The sequence below is a fragment of the Maribacter flavus genome, from assembly GCF_008386635.1.
GTDB classification, from domain to species: Bacteria; Bacteroidota; Bacteroidia; order Flavobacteriales; family Flavobacteriaceae; genus Maribacter; species Maribacter flavus.
Map to the genome: position 1 here is coordinate 229098 of NZ_VUOE01000002.1, position 21178 is coordinate 250275.

General features: G+C 40.7%; 12 protein-coding genes and 2 tRNA genes. 6 read left to right on the forward strand and 8 right to left on the reverse strand.

Going from position 1 to position 21178, the window contains the following annotated elements:
• Nucleotide 1 precedes the first annotated feature (1 nt).
• Entirely contained in the window at nt 2–2443 is a 2442-nt protein-coding gene (gene thrA / locus F0361_RS11305) for a bifunctional aspartate kinase/homoserine dehydrogenase I (RefSeq protein WP_154918722.1), read from the reverse strand.
• Nucleotides 2444–2701: 258 nt separating this feature from the next.
• On the opposite strand from thrA, the gene F0361_RS11310 reads away from it, so the two are divergent.
• Complete coding sequence (locus F0361_RS11310) at nt 2702–4243, forward strand: NAD(P)H-hydrate dehydratase (protein ID WP_154918723.1); 1542 nt, start codon at nt 2702–2704, stop codon at nt 4241–4243.
• Nucleotides 4244–4247: 4 nt separating this feature from the next.
• Here the strand turns inward: F0361_RS11310 and F0361_RS11315 are convergent, their stop codons facing one another.
• Together F0361_RS11315 and F0361_RS11320 are read right to left on the reverse strand one after the other, a co-directional pair.
• Nucleotides 4248–4649, reverse strand: a complete 402-nt coding sequence (locus tag F0361_RS11315) for an STAS/SEC14 domain-containing protein (RefSeq protein WP_154918724.1) — start codon at nt 4647–4649, stop codon at nt 4248–4250.
• A gap of 208 nt (nt 4650–4857) precedes the next feature.
• Nucleotides 4858–7410, reverse strand: coding sequence for an ATP-dependent Clp protease ATP-binding subunit (locus F0361_RS11320; RefSeq protein WP_154918725.1), 2553 nt, complete (start codon nt 7408–7410; stop codon nt 4858–4860).
• Between the two features lie 258 nt (nt 7411–7668).
• Between F0361_RS11320 and gyrA the strand changes: the two genes are divergently transcribed.
• Together gyrA and F0361_RS11330 are read left to right on the forward strand one after the other, a co-directional pair.
• Nucleotides 7669–10158, forward strand: a complete 2490-nt coding sequence (gyrA, locus tag F0361_RS11325) for a DNA gyrase subunit A (RefSeq protein WP_138258628.1) — start codon at nt 7669–7671, stop codon at nt 10156–10158.
• A gap of 72 nt (nt 10159–10230) precedes the next feature.
• The gene (locus F0361_RS11330) at nt 10231–11493 is read left to right on the forward strand and encodes a tetratricopeptide repeat protein (RefSeq protein ID WP_154918726.1); all 1263 of its coding nucleotides are present in this window, start codon (nt 10231–10233) and stop codon (nt 11491–11493) included.
• A 55-nt stretch (nt 11494–11548) separates the two neighbouring features.
• Here F0361_RS11330 and F0361_RS11335 read toward each other — a convergent pair whose 3' ends face one another.
• A complete protein-coding gene (locus F0361_RS11335; RefSeq protein ID WP_154918727.1) occupies nt 11549–12298 on the reverse strand; it encodes a C40 family peptidase in 750 nt (249 codons plus the stop codon).
• A gap of 16 nt (nt 12299–12314) precedes the next feature.
• Nucleotides 12315–13490, reverse strand: coding sequence for an acetyl-CoA C-acyltransferase (locus F0361_RS11340; protein WP_154918728.1), 1176 nt, complete (start codon nt 13488–13490; stop codon nt 12315–12317).
• A 298-nt stretch (nt 13491–13788) separates the two neighbouring features.
• On the opposite strand from F0361_RS11340, the gene F0361_RS11345 reads away from it, so the two are divergent.
• The 3 genes from F0361_RS11345 (at nt 13789) to F0361_RS11355 (ending at nt 16120) form a co-directional block, all read left to right on the forward strand.
• On the forward strand, nt 13789–15825 hold the full coding sequence (locus F0361_RS11345) for an HD family phosphohydrolase (RefSeq protein ID WP_154918729.1): 2037 nt from the start codon (nt 13789–13791) through the stop codon (nt 15823–15825).
• A gap of 110 nt (nt 15826–15935) precedes the next feature.
• Nucleotides 15936–16019, forward strand: a tRNA-Ser gene (locus tag F0361_RS11350).
• Nucleotides 16020–16045: 26 nt separating this feature from the next.
• Nucleotides 16046–16120 (forward strand) — tRNA-Pro (locus F0361_RS11355).
• A gap of 243 nt (nt 16121–16363) precedes the next feature.
• Here the strand turns inward: F0361_RS11355 and F0361_RS11360 are convergent.
• From F0361_RS11360 to F0361_RS11370, 3 genes are all read right to left on the reverse strand, one after another.
• Complete coding sequence (locus F0361_RS11360) at nt 16364–18538, reverse strand: alpha-glucuronidase family glycosyl hydrolase (protein WP_154918730.1); 2175 nt, start codon at nt 18536–18538, stop codon at nt 16364–16366.
• A 313-nt stretch (nt 18539–18851) separates the two neighbouring features.
• Entirely contained in the window at nt 18852–19070 is a 219-nt protein-coding gene (locus F0361_RS11365; protein ID WP_154918731.1) for a hypothetical protein, read from the reverse strand.
• Nucleotides 19071–19102: 32 nt separating this feature from the next.
• Nucleotides 19103–21034: a tetratricopeptide repeat-containing sensor histidine kinase gene (locus F0361_RS11370; RefSeq protein WP_154918732.1), complete on the reverse strand. Its 1932-nt coding sequence runs from the start codon at nt 21032–21034 to the stop codon at nt 19103–19105.
• Between the last annotated feature and the right edge of the window lie 144 nt (nt 21035–21178).

The window sequence follows — 21178 nt, forward strand, 5'->3', positions numbered from 1 at the left end:
ATTAAAAGTTACCTATTCTAATAATATCCGCAAAAATACCCGACGCCGTTACATCGGAACCTGCTCCCGCGCCCTTGATGATCAGGGGTAGGTTCTTGTATCTTTCAGTAAAGAACAAAACGATATTGTCACTTCCCTCCAGGTTATAAAAATCATGGCCTTCGGGAATTTCCTGTAGTCCTACGCTGGCTTTGCCATTTTCAAACTGGGCCACATACTTGAGCTTACAGTTTTTAGCTTTGGCATCGGCATATATTTTCTGAAAATCCGACTCATACTTTACCAAGGATGTAAAGAAATCATCGTTGTTCCTGGTGTCCAAACTTTCTTTGGGCAAGAAGGAATTGTTCTTTATGTCTCCAATTTCCAAAACATGACCGCTTTCGCGAGCCAAGATGAGAATTTTACGCATCACGTCGATGCCACTTAAGTCTATCTTTGGGTCGGGCTCCGTGTACCCCTCTTCTTGGGCCCTTTTTACGATGTCGTGAAAGGTATTGGAGTCATTGAAATTATTAAATACAAAGTTCAAGCTACCTGACAGAACCGCCTGAATTTTAAGCACCTTGTCCCCTGAAGCGATGAGGTTTTTCAAGGTGTCCAGAATAGGTAGTCCTGCACCCACATTGGTCTCGAACAGGAACGGCGCGTTGTATTCCCTAGCAAGGGATTTTAGGCGTGCATAATTGTTGTATTCCGATGAACAGGCAATTTTGTTGCACGTTACCACGGATATGCTGTTGCTCAAAAAATCTGGGTAGGTGCCAGCTATTTCCGCACTCGCCGTGTTGTCCACAAAAATACTGTTACGGAGATTGAGGTCGTTGACCCTATCGATAAAAAGCTGCTTATCTGCCTTTTGTCCGGTCGACAAAGTATCTTGCCACGTATCCAACGGAATTCCTTTTTCATCGAAATGCATGGTTCTGGAGTTTGATATGCCAACCACCCGAACATTCAGCTTTAAATTCTTTTTTAGATATTTTTCCTGCGATTTTATTTGGTTCAGGAACTTGGCTCCAACGTTTCCAACACCCATGACGAAAAGATTGAGCTGCTTTACGTTTTCCTCGAAAAACTCCTCGTGAAGGGCATTAAGTGCTTTTTTTACATCCTTCTCGTTGATGACACAGGATATATTACGTTCCGATGCACCTTGGGCAATCACCCTAATATTCACATTGTTCTTACCCAGCGTACTGAACATTTTTCCACTGAGTCCTTGGTGGCTCTTCATGTTGTCGCCTACGAGGGCCACAATGGCCAGTCCCTTTTCCGGTATCACTTCCTTGATCTTTCCCCTTTCTATTTCGTAGGCAAACGCCTCGTTTACGACTTCAACGGATTTTTCAACATCATCCGCCGAAACCCCTACGCAGATGGAGTGCTCTGAAGAGGCTTGGGTAATGAGCACGACACTGATATCGGCCTGTGACAAAACCTCGAAAAATCGTTTTGAAATTCCGGGTATACCCACCATTCCTGGACCTTCCAAGGAAAGTAGCGCCATATTGCCAATGTGGCTGATACCGCGTACGGTCTTTCCGCCTTCGTTCCTAGATTTGGTTATCAGGGTGCCTTCTTCTTCGGGCTTGAAGGTATTTTTTATATGTATCGAAATGCCTTTGGACAGAACAGGCTGTATCGTTGGAGGATACAGGACTTTGGCACCAAAATGCGAAAGTTCCATGGCTTCCTCATAGGAAATATGGGTGATTGCCTTGGCCTGCTTTACCATTTTTGGATTGGCCGTGTACATGCCGCTCACATCCGTCCAAATCTCCAAAACATTAGCTTCCAAAGCGGCGGCATAGATGGCTGCGGTATAATCGGAACCGCCCCTGCCCAATGTGGTTATGTCATTATTTTTGGAAGTGGCAATGAATCCCGGGCAAACGGTTATGAAAGCCCCGTTGTTTTTGAAATATTCCTTGCAATTGGTATCGGTCAACGTAAAGTCCACCACATTTTTACCGGCGAGCTTAAAGGTTTTGATCAGTTCCCGACTGTCCTTGTAAACGGCGTCCAGACCTTCCGAAGCCAAATACTCGCTGATGATATACGACGATAACAGTTCCCCAAAACTTACGATTTTATCGGAAAGCTTAGGTGTAATCTCACCAATAAAATAAGCACCTTCCAATAGGGTTTCCAGGATGTTCAATTCAGACTTTACCTTGCTAAGCACCTTGCTTTGCGCGGTTATGGGAATCAGTTCCTTAACGGTATCCAAATGTCTGGTCTCGATTTCACTGAGGATATCCTTATATCCGGTTTGTTCCTTGGCCGCCATCTCACCTGCTTGAAGTAGTTGGTCCGTCACTCCTCCAAAGGCGGATACCACTACAATGATCGGATCATTGTAGGCCAAAAGGATGTTTTTGATTTTTATGATATTTTCTGGGCTGGCTACGGAAGAGCCGCCAAATTTCAAGACTTTCATGCTAGAATAATGTATAAATTGACTTTATGGGAATCGTGTTGAAAAACACTATAACGGAGGTGTATAATTATTACCCCATAGGGGTGGTGTACACGGTACGTGTAAGAAATTGGTTTTTTATTGTATTGGATACAAGCATTATGTCCTTTTGGGATATTTACTTTGATGAGGCTCAAAAGTAGTACATTTGGCTAGCTATTCAAACGTTTCCACAATTTTTTATGGGATCGTTACTTTTTAATTCAATCCAAAGCTATTATGAAGGTTTTTACCGCCGCCCAAATTTATAAAGCCGATACATTTACTATTGAAAAACAACAGATAACAAGTGATGCCCTTATGGAGCGGGCCGCTACCCAAATCTTTAATTGGATGCACGTTAGGATGCAGGGGGCACCGGTAAAGATCCATCTGTTTTGTGGCATTGGGAATAACGGGGGCGATGGTATTGCGCTTGCCAGGCACTTGTTCGAGCATGGATATGATATTGCTGTGTACGTTGTTAAGTATAGCGATAAACGATCCAAGGATTTCCTGACAAATTTGGACCGATTGAAAGACCGGAAAATTTGGCCCATTTATATGGATGCCGATAGTAATATGCCAGAAATTCATCCTAACGATATTATCGTGGATGCCATTTTTGGGATTGGGTTGAACAGAACGCCCGATGCTTGGGTAGCAAAAATAATCCAGCATTTGAATACTTCCAAGGCGTTTATCCTTTCGGTGGATATTCCATCCGGGTTGTTTACGGACAGTGTTCCAGAGGACAAAGAAGCTGTAATAAAGGCCAATTATGTGCTAAGTTTTCAAGTACCAAAATTGGTTTTCTTTCTTCCCGAAACCGGAATATATGTGGAACAATGGGAGGTTTTGGATATTGGCCTGGATGCGGAATTCTTGATGAACGAGAAAACGGACTTCGAATTGATTTCGAAGAACGAGGTACTTCAGTTTTATCGGCCTAGGACAAAATACTCGCACAAGGGTTCCTACGGGCATGCTCTGATTGTAGGAGGTAGTTATGGAAAAATCGGCGCGGTCATTTTGACGAGCAGGGCCGCATTGAAAGCGGGCAGCGGTTTGGTGACGGTGTACGTTCCGGAGTGCGGATATGCAATTTTACAGACAGCGATACCAGAGGTGATGGTCCTAACAAATGGCAAAGAGGCGATCGAAGCTATTGAATTCGACATGAAGCCAACGGTCATTGGTTTGGGAATAGGAATGGGTATACATGACAAAACCGGTAAGGCATTGGAGCATTTCTTAAAGGCAAATAAACTACCACTTGTCTTGGATGCGGACGCGTTGAACATCCTTTCCAAGAATCAGGACCTGATGGATTTTATACCGGAGAATTCCATTTTAACACCACATCCAAAGGAATTGGAGCGGTTAGTGGGGAAGTGGAAGGACGATTTTGAAAAGTTGGAAAAGGTAAGGCAGTTTACGGATAAGCGAAAAGTTGTCCTTGTAGTCAAAGGAGCTCACAGCATCACTTTTTTTGAGGGTAGGGGGTACATCAATACTACTGGAAATCCAGGGATGGCCACCGCGGGCAGTGGTGATGCCCTTACCGGTATCATTACCGGACTAATCGCACAAGGCTATTCCAGTTTGCAAGCGGCTATTTTTGGGGTTTACATCCATGGAAAATCAGGAGATATATCCGTAGAAAATACGGGATATCAGGCATTGATTGCTTCGGATATTATAGAAGGCATTGGAAGTGCTTTTTTGGATTTGTTCAAGGTACCGGAGGAGCGTCCGGATACCTCTGAAAAGGATGGCTAGACCCTTACTTGGCGCTGATCCTTCTCTTGACCCATTTAAGGGCATTGTCATATTCAATGAAAAACTTCATCGGCTTTTTATAGAAGAGTTTTTCGATCTTGAAATTGTGCATATCGATTTCCTTTACCGATACGATAGCAAATGCCTTCAAGTTTTCCAATTCTTTTAAATAGCTGTATATCGTGGGGTCTATGGCATAGGAATTTTTTCTTAGACTGATAAAGCCGAAGTTTTTATCCCTAAAATGGATTTCAGAAATCCCAATGATTTGATATGCCCTCTCTAAAGTTAACGTGGCTCCTTCATCAAAAATGGATACCATATAATCGTCAAAAACCTGAATTTTTCCAACCTCCAGGTTGTACTCGCGCACGATGATCTTTTTGTTCACAGATCCTACCTTCATTTTATATTCATTATAGTGTCTGGAACGAAAATATACCGATTATCCTCCACGGAATAAATTATTAGATTAAAAGCGTAAATATCGCACGTAATACGAAGCGGCGTAAAGGGTTGTGTTTTAATTCTTACGAAGGCTGTGGTATTGCATTAAAAAAACAAAGGGCAACCTACTAGGATGCCCTTTCATATTTTTGGAATTTGTATTTTACTTATTCGGATTTTGGAGATTCCTGGGGCTTATCGATTTTAATGGTAAGCTCCTCCTTTTTCGCATCCAAATCCATAGTAATGGTATCCCCTTCCTCCAATTTGGAATTGACAATTTCTTCGGCCAAGGCATCCTCTATATACTTCTGGATGGCCCTTTTTAAAGGTCTTGCCCCGTATTGCTTGTCAAAGCCTTTTTCGGCTATGTAGTCCTTCGCGGTTTCTGACAATACTAATTCGTAACCAATGCCTTTGATACGTTTGTACAATTTGGAAAGTTCGATATCGATAATTTGATGTATATGCTCCCTTTCCAAAGGATTGAATACTATAACGTCATCGATTCTGTTCAAGAATTCCGGAGCAAAGGCCTTCTTAAGCGCATTTTCAATGACACCTTTCTGATGGGAATCCGCTTGTTCCTTTTTGGCCGCAGTTCCAAACCCGACACCTTGACCAAAATCCTTTAATTGACGTGCCCCAATGTTGGAGGTCATGATAATAATGGTATTCCTAAAGTCGATTTTTCTACCAAGACTATCGGTAAGGTAACCATCATCCAACACTTGTAACAACATATTGAATACGTCTGGATGGGCTTTTTCGACCTCGTCCAACAAAATAACGGAATAGGGTTTCCTGCGCACCTTTTCGGTCAATTGGCCACCTTCTTCGTAGCCAACATATCCCGGAGGTGCACCTACCAATCTTGATATGGCGAACTTCTCCATGTATTCGCTCATATCGATGCGTATAAGGGCATCCTCGGAATCAAAAAGTTCTTTCGCCATAACCTTGGCCAACTGTGTTTTTCCAACACCTGTCTGTCCTAAGAATATGAAGGAACCAATAGGTTTGTTAGGATCTTTTAGACCGGCCCTATTTCTTTGAATGGCCTTCGATACCTTGGCAACTGCTTCGTCCTGTCCAATTACGTTCGCTTTTATGAGCTTGGGCAATCCTGCCAATTTGTTGCTCTCTGTCTGCGCAATTCTATTAACGGGGATGCCGCTCATCATAGAAACCACATCGGCTACATTGTCCTCGGTAACGGTCTCTTTGTGAAGCTTGCTTTCGTCTTCCCATTTTTCCTGGGCTATGGCCAAATCTTTTTCGAGCCTTTTTTCGTCGTCCCTCAATTTGGCGGCCTCCTCGTATTTCTGCTTTTTGACCACGGAATTCTTTAGTTCCCGCACATCTTCCAGTTTCTTCTCAAGTTCAAGAATCTGTTTTGGTACGTCCATATTTACGATATGTACCCTAGATCCTGCCTCGTCCAAAGCATCAATCGCCTTGTCCGGAAGGAATCTATCGGTCATATATCTGCTTGTCAGTTTTACACAAGCTTCAATGGCTTCATCCGTGTAGCTGACATTATGGTGGTCTTCGTATTTACCTTTAATATTGTGCAATATCTCGATGGTTTCCTCAACGCTGGTAGGTTCAACGATAACCTTCTGGAACCTACGCTCTAAGGCACCATCCTTTTCAATGTACTGTCTGTATTCATCCAAGGTAGTGGCCCCTATACATTGAATCTCGCCCCTTGCCAAGGCAGGTTTGAACATATTGGAGGCGTCCAAACTACCAGTAGCACCTCCAGCGCCCACAATAGTATGGATTTCGTCTATGAACAAAATAACGTCATCGTTCTTCTCCAATTCGTTCATTACTGCCTTCATACGTTCCTCAAATTGACCACGATATTTTGTACCAGCCACGAGGGAAGCCAAATCCAAGGTTACTACCCTTTTATTGTAAAGGATACGGGATACTTTTTTGTTTATAATGCGTAAGGCCAAACCTTCCGCAATGGCACTTTTACCCACACCGGGTTCACCGATCAGCAGTGGGTTGTTCTTTTTTCTTCTACTTAAAATTTGGGAAACCCGCTCTATTTCCTTTTCCCTACCAACAACGGGGTCCAATTTGTTTTCTTCGGCCATTAGGGTAAGGTCCCTTCCAAAATTATCCAAAACCGGGGTTTTGGATTTTTTGGAGCCTTTGTTCCCAGAATTGGTCCCAAAAGTACTTTCCTTACCTTCATTGGTTTCATCGGAATCACTTGGGAAGGATTCAGAAGTTGGTGAATCCACGATTTCGTCATCGCTGGTGATCATAAACTTGAATTGTTCCTTGACTCCATCGTAATCCACTTTCAACTTGTGCAGAAGTTTGGTCGTAGGGTCATTTTCATTGCGTAGGATGCAAAGCAGTAAATGCGCCGTATTGATCGAAGAACTTTGGAAAAGTTTTGCCTCCAAAAAGGTCGTTTTCAATGCTCTTTCCGCCTGTCTCGTCAAATGAAGATTTTTCTTGTCTTTTTGAACGTTCCCTGCATTTGGGTTGGAAGGACTAAGTATTTCGACCTTTCTACGTAAATGATCTAAGTCTACGTCCAGGGCATCCAAAATACTTATTGCTTTTCCACTGCCATCCCTCAAAAGGCCCAACATCAAATGCTCTGTCCCAATAAAATCATGACCAAGCCGTAAAGCTTCCTCTTTACTGTAGGCAATTACATCTTTTACTCTAGGTGAAAAATTGTCGTCCATATATTGAATTATCAACTATAAAATTACTAAATATCAATGAATCATGGGCAAATACCGTACCTATATTCGTTAAAGTTGTTCTAAATGACGAAAAAAGTTAACCAAATCAAACTACATGTCGGTATAATTATCAACCAATGCACCCAGGTTTTATGTTAATAAAATATTGAATAAATACTTGGTTCAGTTCTTTCAACCCCTCTATTTTCCGTATATTGGCATGCTTTTTTACGAATAAAAAACATTTAAAAATTTACCATGGCTGAAGGAGAAAAATTGATTCCTATCAACATAGAAGAAGAAATGAAATCTGCCTACATTGATTACTCAATGTCGGTCATAGTGTCACGGGCACTGCCAGATGTGCGAGACGGTCTAAAACCAGTACATAGAAGGGTACTTTTTGGAATGCACGAACTTGGGGTAAGGAGTACAAGTGCCCACAAGAAATCCGCACGTATTGTGGGTGAGGTATTGGGTAAATACCACCCGCACGGCGATACTTCCGTTTACGACACCATGGTAAGAATGGCCCAGGATTGGAGTTTGCGCTATATGTTGATCGATGGTCAGGGTAACTTTGGGTCTGTGGATGGAGATAGTCCGGCCGCGATGCGATATACGGAAGCGCGTATGCGTAAGATTGCTGATGAAATGTTGGCGGATATCGATAAGGATACCGTAGACCATCAATTGAATTTTGATGATTCCTTACAGGAACCCACGGTATTGCCTACGCGTATCCCGAATTTATTGGTGAACGGGGCTTCGGGTATTGCCGTAGGTATGGCCACAAATATGCCCCCGCACAATCTTGCCGAGGTAGTGGACGGAACGGTGGCCTTCATTGACAACAACGATATAGAAGTTGATGAGTTGATCACCCATATAAAGGCTCCGGATTTTCCAACCGGGGGTATAATTTATGGATATGACGGCGTAAAAGAGGCATTTCATACGGGTAGAGGTAGAATAGTCATGCGGGCGAAGGCTCATTTTGAGGAGGTTCAAGGGCGTGAATGTATCATTGTTACCGAGATTCCGTATCAGGTGAACAAGGCGGATATGATCAAAAAGACGGCCGACCTTATCAACGAGAAGAAAATAGAGGGGATTTCCAACATTAGGGACGAATCTGACCGAAAAGGTATGCGCGTCGTTTACATGTTGAAAAGGGACGCGATACCCAATATTGTGCTAAATACGCTCTTTAAGTATACCGCTTTACAGACTTCCTTTAGCGTAAACAACATTGCTTTGGTCAATGGAAGGCCACAATTGCTGAACGTAAAGGACATGATCCACTATTTCGTGGAGCATCGTCATGAGGTGGTTGTTAGACGGACCGAATTTGAGCTGAAAAAGGCCGAAGATAGGGCGCATATCTTGGAAGGATTGATTATTGCATCGGACAATATCGATGAGGTCATCGCCATTATTCGTGCTTCCTCCAATGCAGATGAGGCCCGTGAAAACCTCATGGAGCGATTCAAGCTTACAGAAATTCAGGCCAAGGCAATCGTTGAAATGAGACTGCGTCAATTGACAGGTCTGGAACAGGACAAGTTGCGTTCCGAATATGAGGAAATCATTAAGACCATTGCCGACTTAAAGGATATTCTCGCCAAAAAAGAGCGGAGAATGCAAATCATCAAGGAAGAGCTTCTTGAGGTAAAGGAAAAATATGGTGATGAGCGACGATCAGAAATAAATTTTGCCGGTGGGGACTTGAGCATGGAAGATATGATTCCTGATGAACAAGTCGTTATTACAATTTCAAGGGCCGGTTATATCAAACGAACCCCACTATCGGAATATAAGACACAAAATAGGGGCGGTGTTGGTCAAAAGGCCTCATCTACAAGAAACGAGGACTTTTTGGAATACCTTTTTGTGGGGACCAACCATCAATACATGTTGTTCTTTACGCAAAAAGGAAAGTGTTTCTGGATGCGGGTATTTGAAATTCCCGAGGGAAGCAGAACTTCCAAAGGAAGGGCCATACAAAACCTAATCAACATTGAGCAGGATGATACCGTAAAGGCATTTATCTGTACGCAGGATCTAAAGGATGAGGAGTATGTGAACAGTCATTATGTTATAATGGCTACCAAAAAGGGTGTCGTCAAAAAAACCCTGTTGGAACAGTACTCCCGTCCAAGACAGAACGGTATCAATGCCATAACCATTAGGGAGGGCGATGAACTTTTGGAGGCAAAATTGACGACAGGTACCAGCCAAATTTTCTTGGGTCTAAAATCTGGTAAGGCAATTAGATTCGAGGAAAGTAAAACAAGACCTATGGGGCGTAGTGCATCCGGTGTACGTGGTATTACCCTAGACAGCGATGAAGACGAGGTAATTGGAATGGTTTCCGTTCATAATTTTGAGGATGAGCTCCTTGTTGTTTCCGAAAATGGATATGGCAAAAGGTCCAGTATCGAGGATTATAGGATTACAAACCGTGGTGGAAAAGGAGTAAAAACCATCAGCATTACCGAAAAAACGGGTAATTTGGTCGCAATCAAGAATGTTACGGATTCCGATGATCTTATGATTATTAATAAATCCGGAATAGCCATAAGAATGAGCGTTGAGGACCTTCGGGTTATGGGAAGGGCCACGCAAGGTGTGAGATTAATCAACATAAAAGGTAATGACTCTATCGCGGCCGTAGCAAAGGTTATGAAGGAAGAAGATGACTTGGACGGGACCGATATTAATGACATTGAAGTGAACCCTGAGTAAAATTGGCATGGGAATTGATTAAATTTGCACCGAAAGATATTTAACACTAATTAATAATTAATAGAATCAAAAATGAAAACTAAGATTTCAATAATAGCGGCAATGTCCATTGCAATGGTCGGTTTAGCCCAAAAAAACGAAATAAAGGATGCCGAAAAGGCATTGAAAGACGGGGACGTGGCAGCTGCTAAAACCTCTATTGAAGCCGCCATGGGTAGTATTTCTGGCGCAGACGAAAAAATGCAGGCCCAATATTATTATACAAGGGGAAAAGTGTATGCCGATTTGGCCAAAAAAGGAGATGATTCCGCATTTGAGCCTGCGGCCAATTCCTTCCAAAAGGTATTGGAAATAGAAGAGCAATCCGGTAAAAGTAAATACTCCAACGAGGCAACCCAGTATATGGCAAGTATATCTGCAGATTTGGTAAACTCCGCAGTATCCGATAACGAACAACAAAAGTTTGAATCCGCTGCCGATAAGCTTTATATGAGCTATAAAATCAGCCCAAAGGATACTACATATTTGTACTATGCTGCAAGCAGTGCCGTGAACGGCGGACACTATGAAAAAGCTTTGGAATATTACAATGAGCTTCAAGAAATAGGTTACGATGGTAGCGGTATCGTATATAAGGCCACCAATACTGAAACCGGTGAGCAGGAAATTATGGACAAAACGCAACGTGACCTAATGGTAAAATCTGGAACCTATAAAGATCCAGTTGATGAGAAAACACCTTCCAAAAAAGCTGAAATCGTAAAAAATACTGCACTAATCTACACCCAATTAGGAGAGGATGACAAAGCTTTAGAGGCATATAAAGCCGCTAGAGCTAATGACCCAGAAGATGTCAACCTTATATTGAACGAGGCTAACCTATATTTTAAATTGGGCGATAAGGATAAATTCAAGGAATTAATGGCTGAAGCGATAGCATTGGCACCTGATAATGCAGACTTACACTATAATGTAGGTGTAATCAACATGGAGCAAGGGAATTTTGAGGAGGCTAGAGAGTCATACAAAAAGGCAATTGAAATCAATCCTAGTTACACTAACGCCTATTTGAACCTTTCCACTACCTATGTTAATCAGGGTAACGCTTTGATTGACGAAATGAATTCTTTGGGTAATAGCAGAGCCGACATTGCCAAGTATGACGAGCTTAAAACAAAAAAGGATAATTTCTTCACTCAGGGAGCCGATATTTTGGAAACCGCATTAAAAACAAACCCAGACAATCAAGGAATATTAACGCAGTTGAAGAACATCTATGGTGCTATGGGCGATAATGAAAACTTCATGAGAATAAAAAAGTTGCTAGGGGAATAATTCTTTAAACAACATAAATTATAAAAAGGGTCCAATAATTTTAGGACCCTTTTTTTTATAGGATTCTTTTTAAGACCCTTAGTTGATGCGAATAATTTCTAAGATCGTAATTAAAAATTCCGGTATGGTCTATCCTGTCTATTCGTACCATACCGTTTACATGAATGATAAAATTATTTTTCATTACGATACCAACATGATTGATATGTCCGTAGGAATCATCGAAAAAGGCCAAATCTCCAGGTTCACATTCTTCTATAAAGCTTAAAGCTTCCCCTTGTCTCGCCTGTTCCTGTGCGGTGCGTAATAAATTGTAGCCGTTAATTTTATAGACCATTTGTGCAAATCCAGAGGCGTCTATACCAAATGGAGTTTTACCACCTTTTAATTCCGGCGCATTTAAGTATTTTAATGCTGTATTGATTATGTGCTTTTTTGTTTGTTTCCCTTCGGTCTTATTTCCTTCAACCGTTACTTTAAGAATCTTGGTCAAAGGGATTGAGGAACCTAAAATTATTGAAATCGGTGTGCCGTTTGGATGTTCTGCAAAGCTTAAGAGATCTGTAGCAAAAATTGGCTGTTTTTCTTCAATTAATATAAATTCCTCTTTGGTGATAAAATGTACTTGATTATTTGGCACCCATCCCTCACATTTGTCCGACGAAACTCTGATTTTTGACCAATATTTGCGGGATTCCAATATCTTAAAATGCTCTCCAAAGAGTACTTGGCTCGTCATTTCCGAAGCTTCTTCGGGCGATATTCTCAAAGGAATAACACTTAGTGGGCAAATACCGTATTGCATCTATTTTCTAGGATGTTTAGGCTCGCTCCAAAATCATGGAAGAAGCACCACCGCCTCCATTGCAAATAGCTGCTGCACCAATTTTTCCATTTTTTTGTTCTAAAACATGTATTAGTGTTACAAGAATCCGTGCTCCGGAGCATCCTAATGGGTGTCCCAAAGAAACGGCACCACCATTAACATTTACATTTACATCGGTAAGACCCAATATCTTCATATTCGCCAAACCTACTACTGAGAAAGCTTCGTTAAACTCAAAAAAGTCAACATCTTGAAGTGTAAGCCCTGCTTTATTCAAAGCCTTTGGTAAAGCTTTGGCAGGTGCGGTCGTAAACCATTTTGGTTCTTGTGCGGCATCGGCATAGCCCTTAATGGAGGCTAAAGGTTTTAGGTTCAATTCCTTTGCTTTTTCGGCACTCATCAATACCAGGGCAGCGGCGCCATCATTGATGGTGGAGGCATTCGCGGCCGTTACCGTACCATCCTTGGAGAATGCCGGTCTTAAATTTGGGATTTTATCCAAGAAAACGTTCTTGTATTCCTCATCTTCGGAAACGATCAATGGCTCCCCACGTCGCTGAGGTACCGTTACGGGAACAACTTCATTTTTGAAAAGGCCTTTTTTCCAAGCTTCTGCAGACCTTTTGTAGGACTGTACGGCGAAAGCGTCTTGGTCTTCCCTTGAAAACTTATATTCAACGGCACAGGCATCCGCACATACGCCCATAGCATTTTGATCATAGGCATCTACCAAACCATCTTTTTGCATTCCGTCTACCATGGATGACGGACCAAATTTCACCGGTGATCTCAAGTAAGCATAATGCGGAATCAAACTCATATTCTCCATTCCTCCCGCTACTATGATGGAGGCATCTCCTAGGGCAATGGCTTGGGCTGCCTGCATCACGGCCTTCATTCCGGAGGAACAAACTTTGTTCACCGTGGTACACGGTACGGTATCCGGAATTCCTGCATAAAGAGCCGCTTGTCTTGCAGGGGCTTGTCCCGTGCCCGCCTGTACAACGTTTCCCATTAAAACTTCTTCCACCATATCCGGCTTTAAATTGATTTTTTCTAGGGCTCCCTTTATCGCGGCGGCACCAAGTTTAGGAGCAGGAATTGTGGACAAGGCACCCATAAAACTTCCTATTGGCGTTCGTACCGCAGAAACTATAACAACCTCTTTCATCTTATATTTTTATTGCTTTTTAAAAATGGATCTGTCATGATCTAACGTTCAGGCGGGTGTAATTATTCATATCATTATCCTTTGTTTTCAAAAGTTTTTGAAACTTTGATTTCGCCATCTTGATAGCTATCGGTACATCTTGATAAGTATCAAGGATCCCTATCGCTCATTTCATGTATTTTCAAATTTATATAAACGAAATTACTAAATTCTAAACCAAAACCTTGGTTATTGACCTAATTCCTTATTGTACATTTATATTTTCTATTTTTGGAATAGCTACGCAAAAATTGAACGTTTGGACAACCTTTACAAAAAACAATCCCTTATATACAAGTACTTCCTATACTTTGTTTCCATAGGATTTATTGTTTTCTTTTTTCCTAAAGGCGGAAAGTTCAAGTATGAATTTCAAAAAGGGAAACCATGGCAATTTGAAACCTTATATGCACCTTTTGATTTTTCGATAAAAAAATCCGATTCCGAGATTGCTCAGGAAAAGCAGCAAATAGAAGAGACAAGCGGACAATATTTTAGGTACGACCATCAGCAGGTTAGCAGGGTTTACGAGCAATATGATAATTCTTTCCAGAGCATTTTTGGTAATTCGGCTTACACAAATGCCCAAAAGGATTTTTTAAAAAAAATAGGTGAAACCCTTTTAGATTCCATCTACCAAAATGGTGTACTGGATAGTAGTGCTAAACAGATTAGGGGCGGTTCTGTTTTTTTGGTTAAGAACAACGCGGCCGCGAAAAAACAATTTTCCTCGTTTTACAGGCTTTCTGATGTTGGGAATTTGATTCAAAAGAAACTGAAGGAAGAGAATATTCCCCATTTGAACCAAGAATTTCAAGACCTGTTTTTTGAGCTTATTGAGCCAAATGTCAGTTACGATGTTAGCCTCACGCAAAAGAGCCGGGAGGACGCTTTATCTAAGATAAGTTACACTCGAGGTACCGTAGATGAAGGTAAACTAATTATTGCCAAGGGCGAGGTTGTAGAAGGCGAAAATCTGAAAGTATTGGAGTCTTTGAAGTCGGAATATGAATCGGAGTTATGGACAGCTCACAATTATTATATCATACTTATTGGGTATACCGTATTGGTGGCCTTGGTACTTTTAATGCTCTTGCTTTTTCTGAAGAAATACAGACCAGCCATCTATGGCAACAATACAAAAGTAACCTTCATTTTTTTCAATATCCTCCTGATGGTTTTTATCACAACCATGGTTGTAAAGTATGATGATTCCTTGGTGTTCGTAGTGCCGTTATGTATACTACCCTTAATTCTAAAAACCTTCTTTGATGCGAGATTGGGGCTATTCGCCCATGTACTGACCGTACTGATTTTAGGGTTTGTAGTACCCAATAGTTTTGAATATATCTTCCTTCAGATTATTACGGGTATTGTTACCATTTTAACAGTTTCTGAATTGTATAAACGGGCCAATCTATTTATTTCTATAGGACAGATTATTTCTATTTATGTAGTGGGGTATTTGGCATTTCACATAATACACGAAGGCAACCTCAGTAATATCTCATGGTATACACTAGGGCTTTTCTTACTCAATGGTATGATAACCTTGTTCGTACAGCCCTTGATTTATATTTATGAAAAAGTCTTTGGTCTAGTATCCGACGTCTCCTTGTTGGAACTTTCGGACACCAATTCAAAGTTATTAAAAGAATTATCCAACAAAGCCCCTGGTACGTTTAACCATTCCCTTCAAGTAGCCAATCTCGCAGAATCCGCGGCCAATGAAATTGGGGCAAATGCCATGTTGGTAAGGGTAGGGGCACTCTACCACGATATAGGTAAAATGAACAACCCTACCTATTTCACCGAAAACCAGATTACCAATGTGAACCCCCATGACGAAATCACTCCTAGAGAAAGTGCCAAGATTATTATTGGACATGTTATAAAGGGCATAGAGATAGCAAGAAAAAATAAATTACCTGATCGTATTATCGATTTTATTAGATCCCATCATGGAACTACATACGTTTACTATTTTTATAAGAAGCAGAGGGACTTGGAAATAAATATCAATGAAGAGGATTTTAAATATCCAGGCCCTCTTCCATTTTCAAAAGAAACGGCCATATTGATGATGGCAGATTCTGTAGAAGCAGCCTCAAAAAGCCTAAAGGATCCCACCTATACCATGATTGATGAATTTGTAGATAAGATAATTGCAGGACAAATGAAAGCCAATCAGTTCATAAATGCGAACATCACCTTTAAGGAGATTGAAATCATCAAGAAAATCTTCAAGCAAAAACTGACCAACATTTACCATTTAAGGGTAGAATATCCTGAATGACAGACCGTTTATTTTTTTTAAAAAAACCTAGTAAAATAGTTGCGTGCTTCTATGGTAAAATTTACATTTGCAACCGCAATTTGAGCGAACGTTCCTGGAAATAGATTATAGGAGAGGTGCCGGAGTGGTAACGGAGCAGATTGCTAATCTGTCGACGCGCAAGTGTCGCATGGGTTCGAGTCCCATTCTCTCCGCAATTTCTTTTAATTTAAGATAGCCTCGGGGTGTAGCGTAGCCCGGTTATCGCGCCTGCTTTGGGAGCAGGAGGTCGCAGGTTCGAATCCTGCCACCCCGACTTGATTATCAGAGGTTTACAAATTATTTTTTGTAAACCTCTTTTTATTTGTACTCTACAAAATACTTAATATATATTCAATTCGAAATTTGAAATTCAGTATTTGAGGTAGTACAATTTACCATTTTGATCTGCATACAAAAATCACATCTAAAAACTGAGGTTTTTTAGTATAGAACTAACAGGAATCTTTGGCCGCCAATCCGTAGCCGTAGTACCTTGTTTCTAACTTACATCAATAATTTAATCCCATCTAGGACGTATTCCCGGTGCAAATGGGAACTTTAAGGATTTAAAATATTCCAAGGATTTCGTGGGCCTTTCTACACCTGTGGGCAAAGGACGATTGGAAAAGGTCTGAAAGTAGAGGAGACAGGCATCTCGCCACCATTTTGCTTCCTTCAATTGGATTTCCAATAACATGGACACCTCTTTGTACTCATTTTCAGAAAGATAAGGTTTCATGCGATCCCATGTTTTGATCATTTGTGTTACTTGGTCCACACCTTCCTGATATTTTAATGCGATGGCATCCCAAAGAATTTCACCATTTTCCAACTTATAATCCCAAGGTAGGTGATGAAACCACAACAGGTATTCCTGAGGTATGGTTTTTGGGTCATTATACTGCACGGCAATTTCGGATGCGTATTGCTCTGTGGCATTGCTTCCGCTTGGCGTTCTATCAAAACCAACTCCTAATGAATCGGCTTTATGATAATAAACAGGGTTCCAATCCGGTCTACCTAGATTGTCGACCCAAGGACCCGGTCCGTAATGGTGACCGGTATCGAATATGTGGTGCAGACCAAGCGGATTCATATAGTTAACTACCGCTTCCCTAGAATCTAGCATCATTTCCTTTATCGGATCCACAAATTCCTCTTCATTGGAATAGGTGGCCCTTAGCCATTCCTCTGCAATGGTGTTCGCGCTTAGGTAAGGGTCCCAGGCCAAACGTCCAAAACCGTACCAATTGGCCTGTGCAAAAGGGTGGCCTGTCCAATTGATATCAGTACCAATGTTGGAGACTCCCGCCATACCTGTCAGTTTGTTCCCATAGAGGCTTCCGTCTATGACTTTTGCTACAGTAGAACCTTCCCCTTTCTGAAAAGTATCGGCGTCCAAGACTTCTTCGAAAAGTTTGGGCAAATACACCAAATGAGTGCTGAACCCCAAGTATTCTTGGGTTATCTGAAACTCCATTATTAGCGGTGTCTTTTTCATGGCACCGAACATAGGATGAAAGGGCTCCCTTGGTTGAAAGTCTATAGGGCCATTTTTTACCTGCACCAAAACGTTGTCCATAAAGTTACCGTCATACGGTAAAAACTCGTCATAGGCCTGCTTTGCTCGATCCGTATCGTCATGTTCTGAATACACAAAGGCACGCCAAATGACATTGCCCCCAAAAGGTTTTACGGCCTCTGCCATCATATTGGCACCGTCAACATGATTTCTACCATAATTTTGGGGTCCGGGCTGTCCTTCGGAATTGGCCTTAACCAAAAAACCACCAAAGTCTGGAACGATTGTATATATTTCTTTGGCCTTATCTTTCCACCATTGTTGTACTTGGGCATTTAAGGGATCCGCAGTTTCCAGTCCACCGATTTCCATAGGAGCGGAGAAACGTGCTGTCAAATATACTTTGATGCCATAGCTCCTGAAGATATCTGCCAAGGCCTTTACTTTTTCAAGATACATGGGCGTAAGAATCAAGGCGTTTGCATTAACATTGGTAAGTGCGGTAGCGTTTATTCCAACGGAGGCATTGGCCCTGGCATAGTCAATATAGCGTTGGTCTACATATTCAGGTAATTTTTGCCAGTTCCAAAGTGAGAATCCCGCATAGCCCCTTTCCACTGAACGATCCAGATTGTCCCAGTGGTTGAGCATTCGAATGTCCAATTTAGGATTGTCTACAACTTTTAAATCATCGAGGAGATGTTGGGACTGCATAAGATGTAGAAATCTGAATGTACCATAAAGAACCCCAAGATCCGTTTTGGCGGTGATTACCGTAACTTTTTTATTTGTTAATTTGACAGATTTCAAAACGAAACCATCGCCTTTTACATCCATCATTTCCTTGGATACGGCCGATTTAAGGTCTACCGGTAGATTCTGATAAACGTCCACGATCAGGGCGTTGCCCTTATCGATCGCACTCAAAAACTCGATGTCCGTACCAAGCATTTGAGGCAGGGCCAGCGCTAGTTCTTCTTTGGCATTAAGTAGCGAAGGCGTGCTCTCGCCAACAACTATTTTGGAGCTTATATCTTTGTAGGAAGCCGATAATTTGGAATCGGTAATTTGTTCATATTTCAGCCAGAGCTTATAATCATTTAATTGTTGACCGTTTGTTTCTAAGTTGTAAAAGCATAGGAATATTAGAAAAAACCTACATAGTTTCATTTGATGTATTTTAGAAGTATTCAATTTATGCCAAATTGCTAATTCTTTGCGGGTTAAACAAGTTAATTAATAGTATTCACACAATATATTTTGGAAAGACAAAATATGGTGATTAAAAAATGGTCCCACCCCCCGTACAACGGTACAATAATTCCCTTTTTTTATGAAGCTAACTAAAAGCTTTTCGTTGATTTTCCTATTCGGATTATATATCCTTTGGGAATTTTGGTAAAACGGAAAACAATGAGTAGGCTACTGATAAGGCTTATGAATTCACCTATGACCTTATTTATAAACCCAGTCCCTATTTGCTTCAAAATCCGCATAATCCTATGGATTGGAAACCTTGGATACCTGTAGTGGCCGTAGCAGAGGCTTTACCAATTTTGTAAGGACTAGGGCATCCTAAAATTATTTCGTCCACATTCACGAATTTCTTATAATCAAAGGTTTTTAACAGGGATTTCGTTACTGTCCTGGGCAACATGATGACAACCCGAAACATGCTACTTTTTAAGTCTCTAGATAACATCAATTGTTTTTTGAAGATAGGGATTTGTATACCTAGGCTACTTTTTGATTTTCGGAAAAGGTTACAGTAATCGTAGTTCCTCTATCCTCAACGCTATCCACATGTATATCACCATGGTTCCTTTTTATGAATTCTGAGCTGAGTACCAGTCCAAGCCCACTTCCTTTTTCACCGTTGGTACCGTTCCTTCCTTTTGGTTTTTGTACCGAAAATAACTGTTTTCTGAATTCAGGGGTCATACCGATTCCTGTATCTGATATTATGATCTTAATTTCCTTGAAAGTATGGGTAACGGATAGTTTGACAATGCCATTCTTGGGAGTAAATTTTATGGCGTTATTTATCAAATTTCGAACTACAAACTCAATTTGGTTCTTATCTCCCATAAATTTTGGATTACCTATTACGGAAGTTTCAAGAGCTACCCCTTTGTTAGATGCTATCACCATAAAAATTTCCGTCACTTCATCAATTATTTCCTTTAAAGAAATTAGTTCCGTTCTGTCCTCCAGCACGTTCATTTGACATTTGGCCCAGATAATCAAATTATCCGTCATTTTTAGTGTATTATCAACAGATGAACTTAGTTGTTTTCCCATATTCAATATCTCCTCCTTGCTTAATAAATCTAGATGATCAACCAGAACAGTAATGAAGGATTTTAAAGAGGTCAAAGGGCTTCTAAGGTCATGTGCTACAATGCTGAAGAATTTATTTTTAGTGGCGTTTAGTTCCTGTAGTTCTTCTTTTTGCGTTTGAATGGTTTCATTTTGCTCCGTTAGTTCTTTGTTGATGCGTTTCAATTTTCTTAAAACAAGGAAGAATCCAATAAGAAATAAGAGAATTATGATTATACTAATGTTTCTATATACTATCGTTGAGGCCTGCGCGGCATTTTCCTTTTCCAAAGCTTGGGTGGTTCTGTTCAATGTATGTATAGAGGCCATACTTTGCGTCAACCTATTTCTATCTTCCAGTTGAATTCTTTTAATGGATTCAGAGAGTTCATTATGGGCATTGAAATAGTAGTTTACCTTTTCTAGGTTGCTCCGTTCCAAATAAAAAGCCTGTAAGTCTTTATATACCCTTAATAAGGGCTGGTTCAAATGAAATTTATTGCAATATGCCTCGGTGCTTTCCAAGTAAGAATATTGAAGACTTGAATCGCCTTCGTTTTTGGCAATTTGGGCTAGTTGAAGCATTGCCTCCACTGTCGCAACCTTTTGGGAGTTTTTACCTAGCTCCTCGGAAATCTTGAGTATACTTTTAAAATAATGTTTAGCGGAGTCGATTTGGTCATCGTTTACCTTTATAAGTCCCATAACTTTAAAGCAACTTGAAAGAACGGGTAGATTACGTATGGAATCGTTTATTTTAATGGCATACCGGGTTAAGTTTTCGGCCTCGGCCAAGTCTTTGTTGTTATAGTAGCTTTCTCCTAGATTATGGGCCGATACCCCTATTCTTTCGGTGATACCCAAATCCTTGAAAATCTCGAATGATTTTTTGTGGTAATTTATTTCTTGTAAGCGATTGTTAAGACTGCGATAGATATGTCCCATGGAAATATAACAGTTCGCCAATCCCTCCTTGTTGGAATTTTTCTCAAAAATATCGATGGCCTTATGAATATATTCAGTGCTCATAAAATAATTATCATTTATGGCATATATACTGGATAATATCCTGTAGCTGTAGGCTATACCTGTTTCATCCTTCAATTCTATAGATAACTGCAACGCCTTTTCGGCATATTTTAATGATTTTAAATTATCTACGTACGTCAATTCCCTACTAAGGGTATAAAGAATTTCAATTTTTTCCTTGGAAGTGAGCTCTGGTTGGGTCAGTAAATATTCAAGTTCCTTTATGGTTTGCGAGCGTACAATTGTTCCTATCAATAGAATTAATAGGAAAATGAATTTCCTGGACCGTATTCCAGTTAGAAAACCAAAAATGTTCATATTTCCGGGGGATTTGTAGGAAATTATTTATAACTGAACGGTTGCCCTCTTAAAATAGTATTTTCAACCGTTTAATATAAATCAATATTGTTTCGTTGCCCTAAAGAAACACATTTTTGAAAAGTTAATTTTTCGCATTTTGAG

Bases quoted from the DNA above. Each gene is read 5' to 3' on its own strand.
- thrA (WP_154918722.1), bottom strand. From the start codon at position 2,443: ATGAAAGTCTTGAAATTTGGCGGCTCTTCCGTAGCCAGCCCAGAAAAT.
- F0361_RS11310 (WP_154918723.1), top strand. From the start codon at position 2,702: ATGAAGGTTTTTACCGCCGCCCAAATTTATAAAGCCGATACATTTACT.
- F0361_RS11315 (WP_154918724.1), bottom strand. From the start codon at position 4,649: ATGAAGGTAGGATCTGTGAACAAAAAGATCATCGTGCGCGAGTACAAC.
- F0361_RS11320 (WP_154918725.1), bottom strand. From the start codon at position 7,410: ATGGACGACAATTTTTCACCTAGAGTAAAAGATGTAATTGCCTACAGT.
- gyrA (WP_138258628.1), top strand. From the start codon at position 7,669: ATGGCTGAAGGAGAAAAATTGATTCCTATCAACATAGAAGAAGAAATG.
- F0361_RS11330 (WP_154918726.1), top strand. From the start codon at position 10,231: ATGAAAACTAAGATTTCAATAATAGCGGCAATGTCCATTGCAATGGTC.
- F0361_RS11335 (WP_154918727.1), bottom strand. From the start codon at position 12,298: ATGCAATACGGTATTTGCCCACTAAGTGTTATTCCTTTGAGAATATCG.
- F0361_RS11340 (WP_154918728.1), bottom strand. From the start codon at position 13,490: ATGAAAGAGGTTGTTATAGTTTCTGCGGTACGAACGCCAATAGGAAGT.
- F0361_RS11360 (WP_154918730.1), bottom strand. From the start codon at position 18,538: ATGAAACTATGTAGGTTTTTTCTAATATTCCTATGCTTTTACAACTTA.
- F0361_RS11365 (WP_154918731.1), bottom strand. From the start codon at position 19,070: ATGTTATCTAGAGACTTAAAAAGTAGCATGTTTCGGGTTGTCATCATG.
- F0361_RS11370 (WP_154918732.1), bottom strand. From the start codon at position 21,034: ATGAACATTTTTGGTTTTCTAACTGGAATACGGTCCAGGAAATTCATT.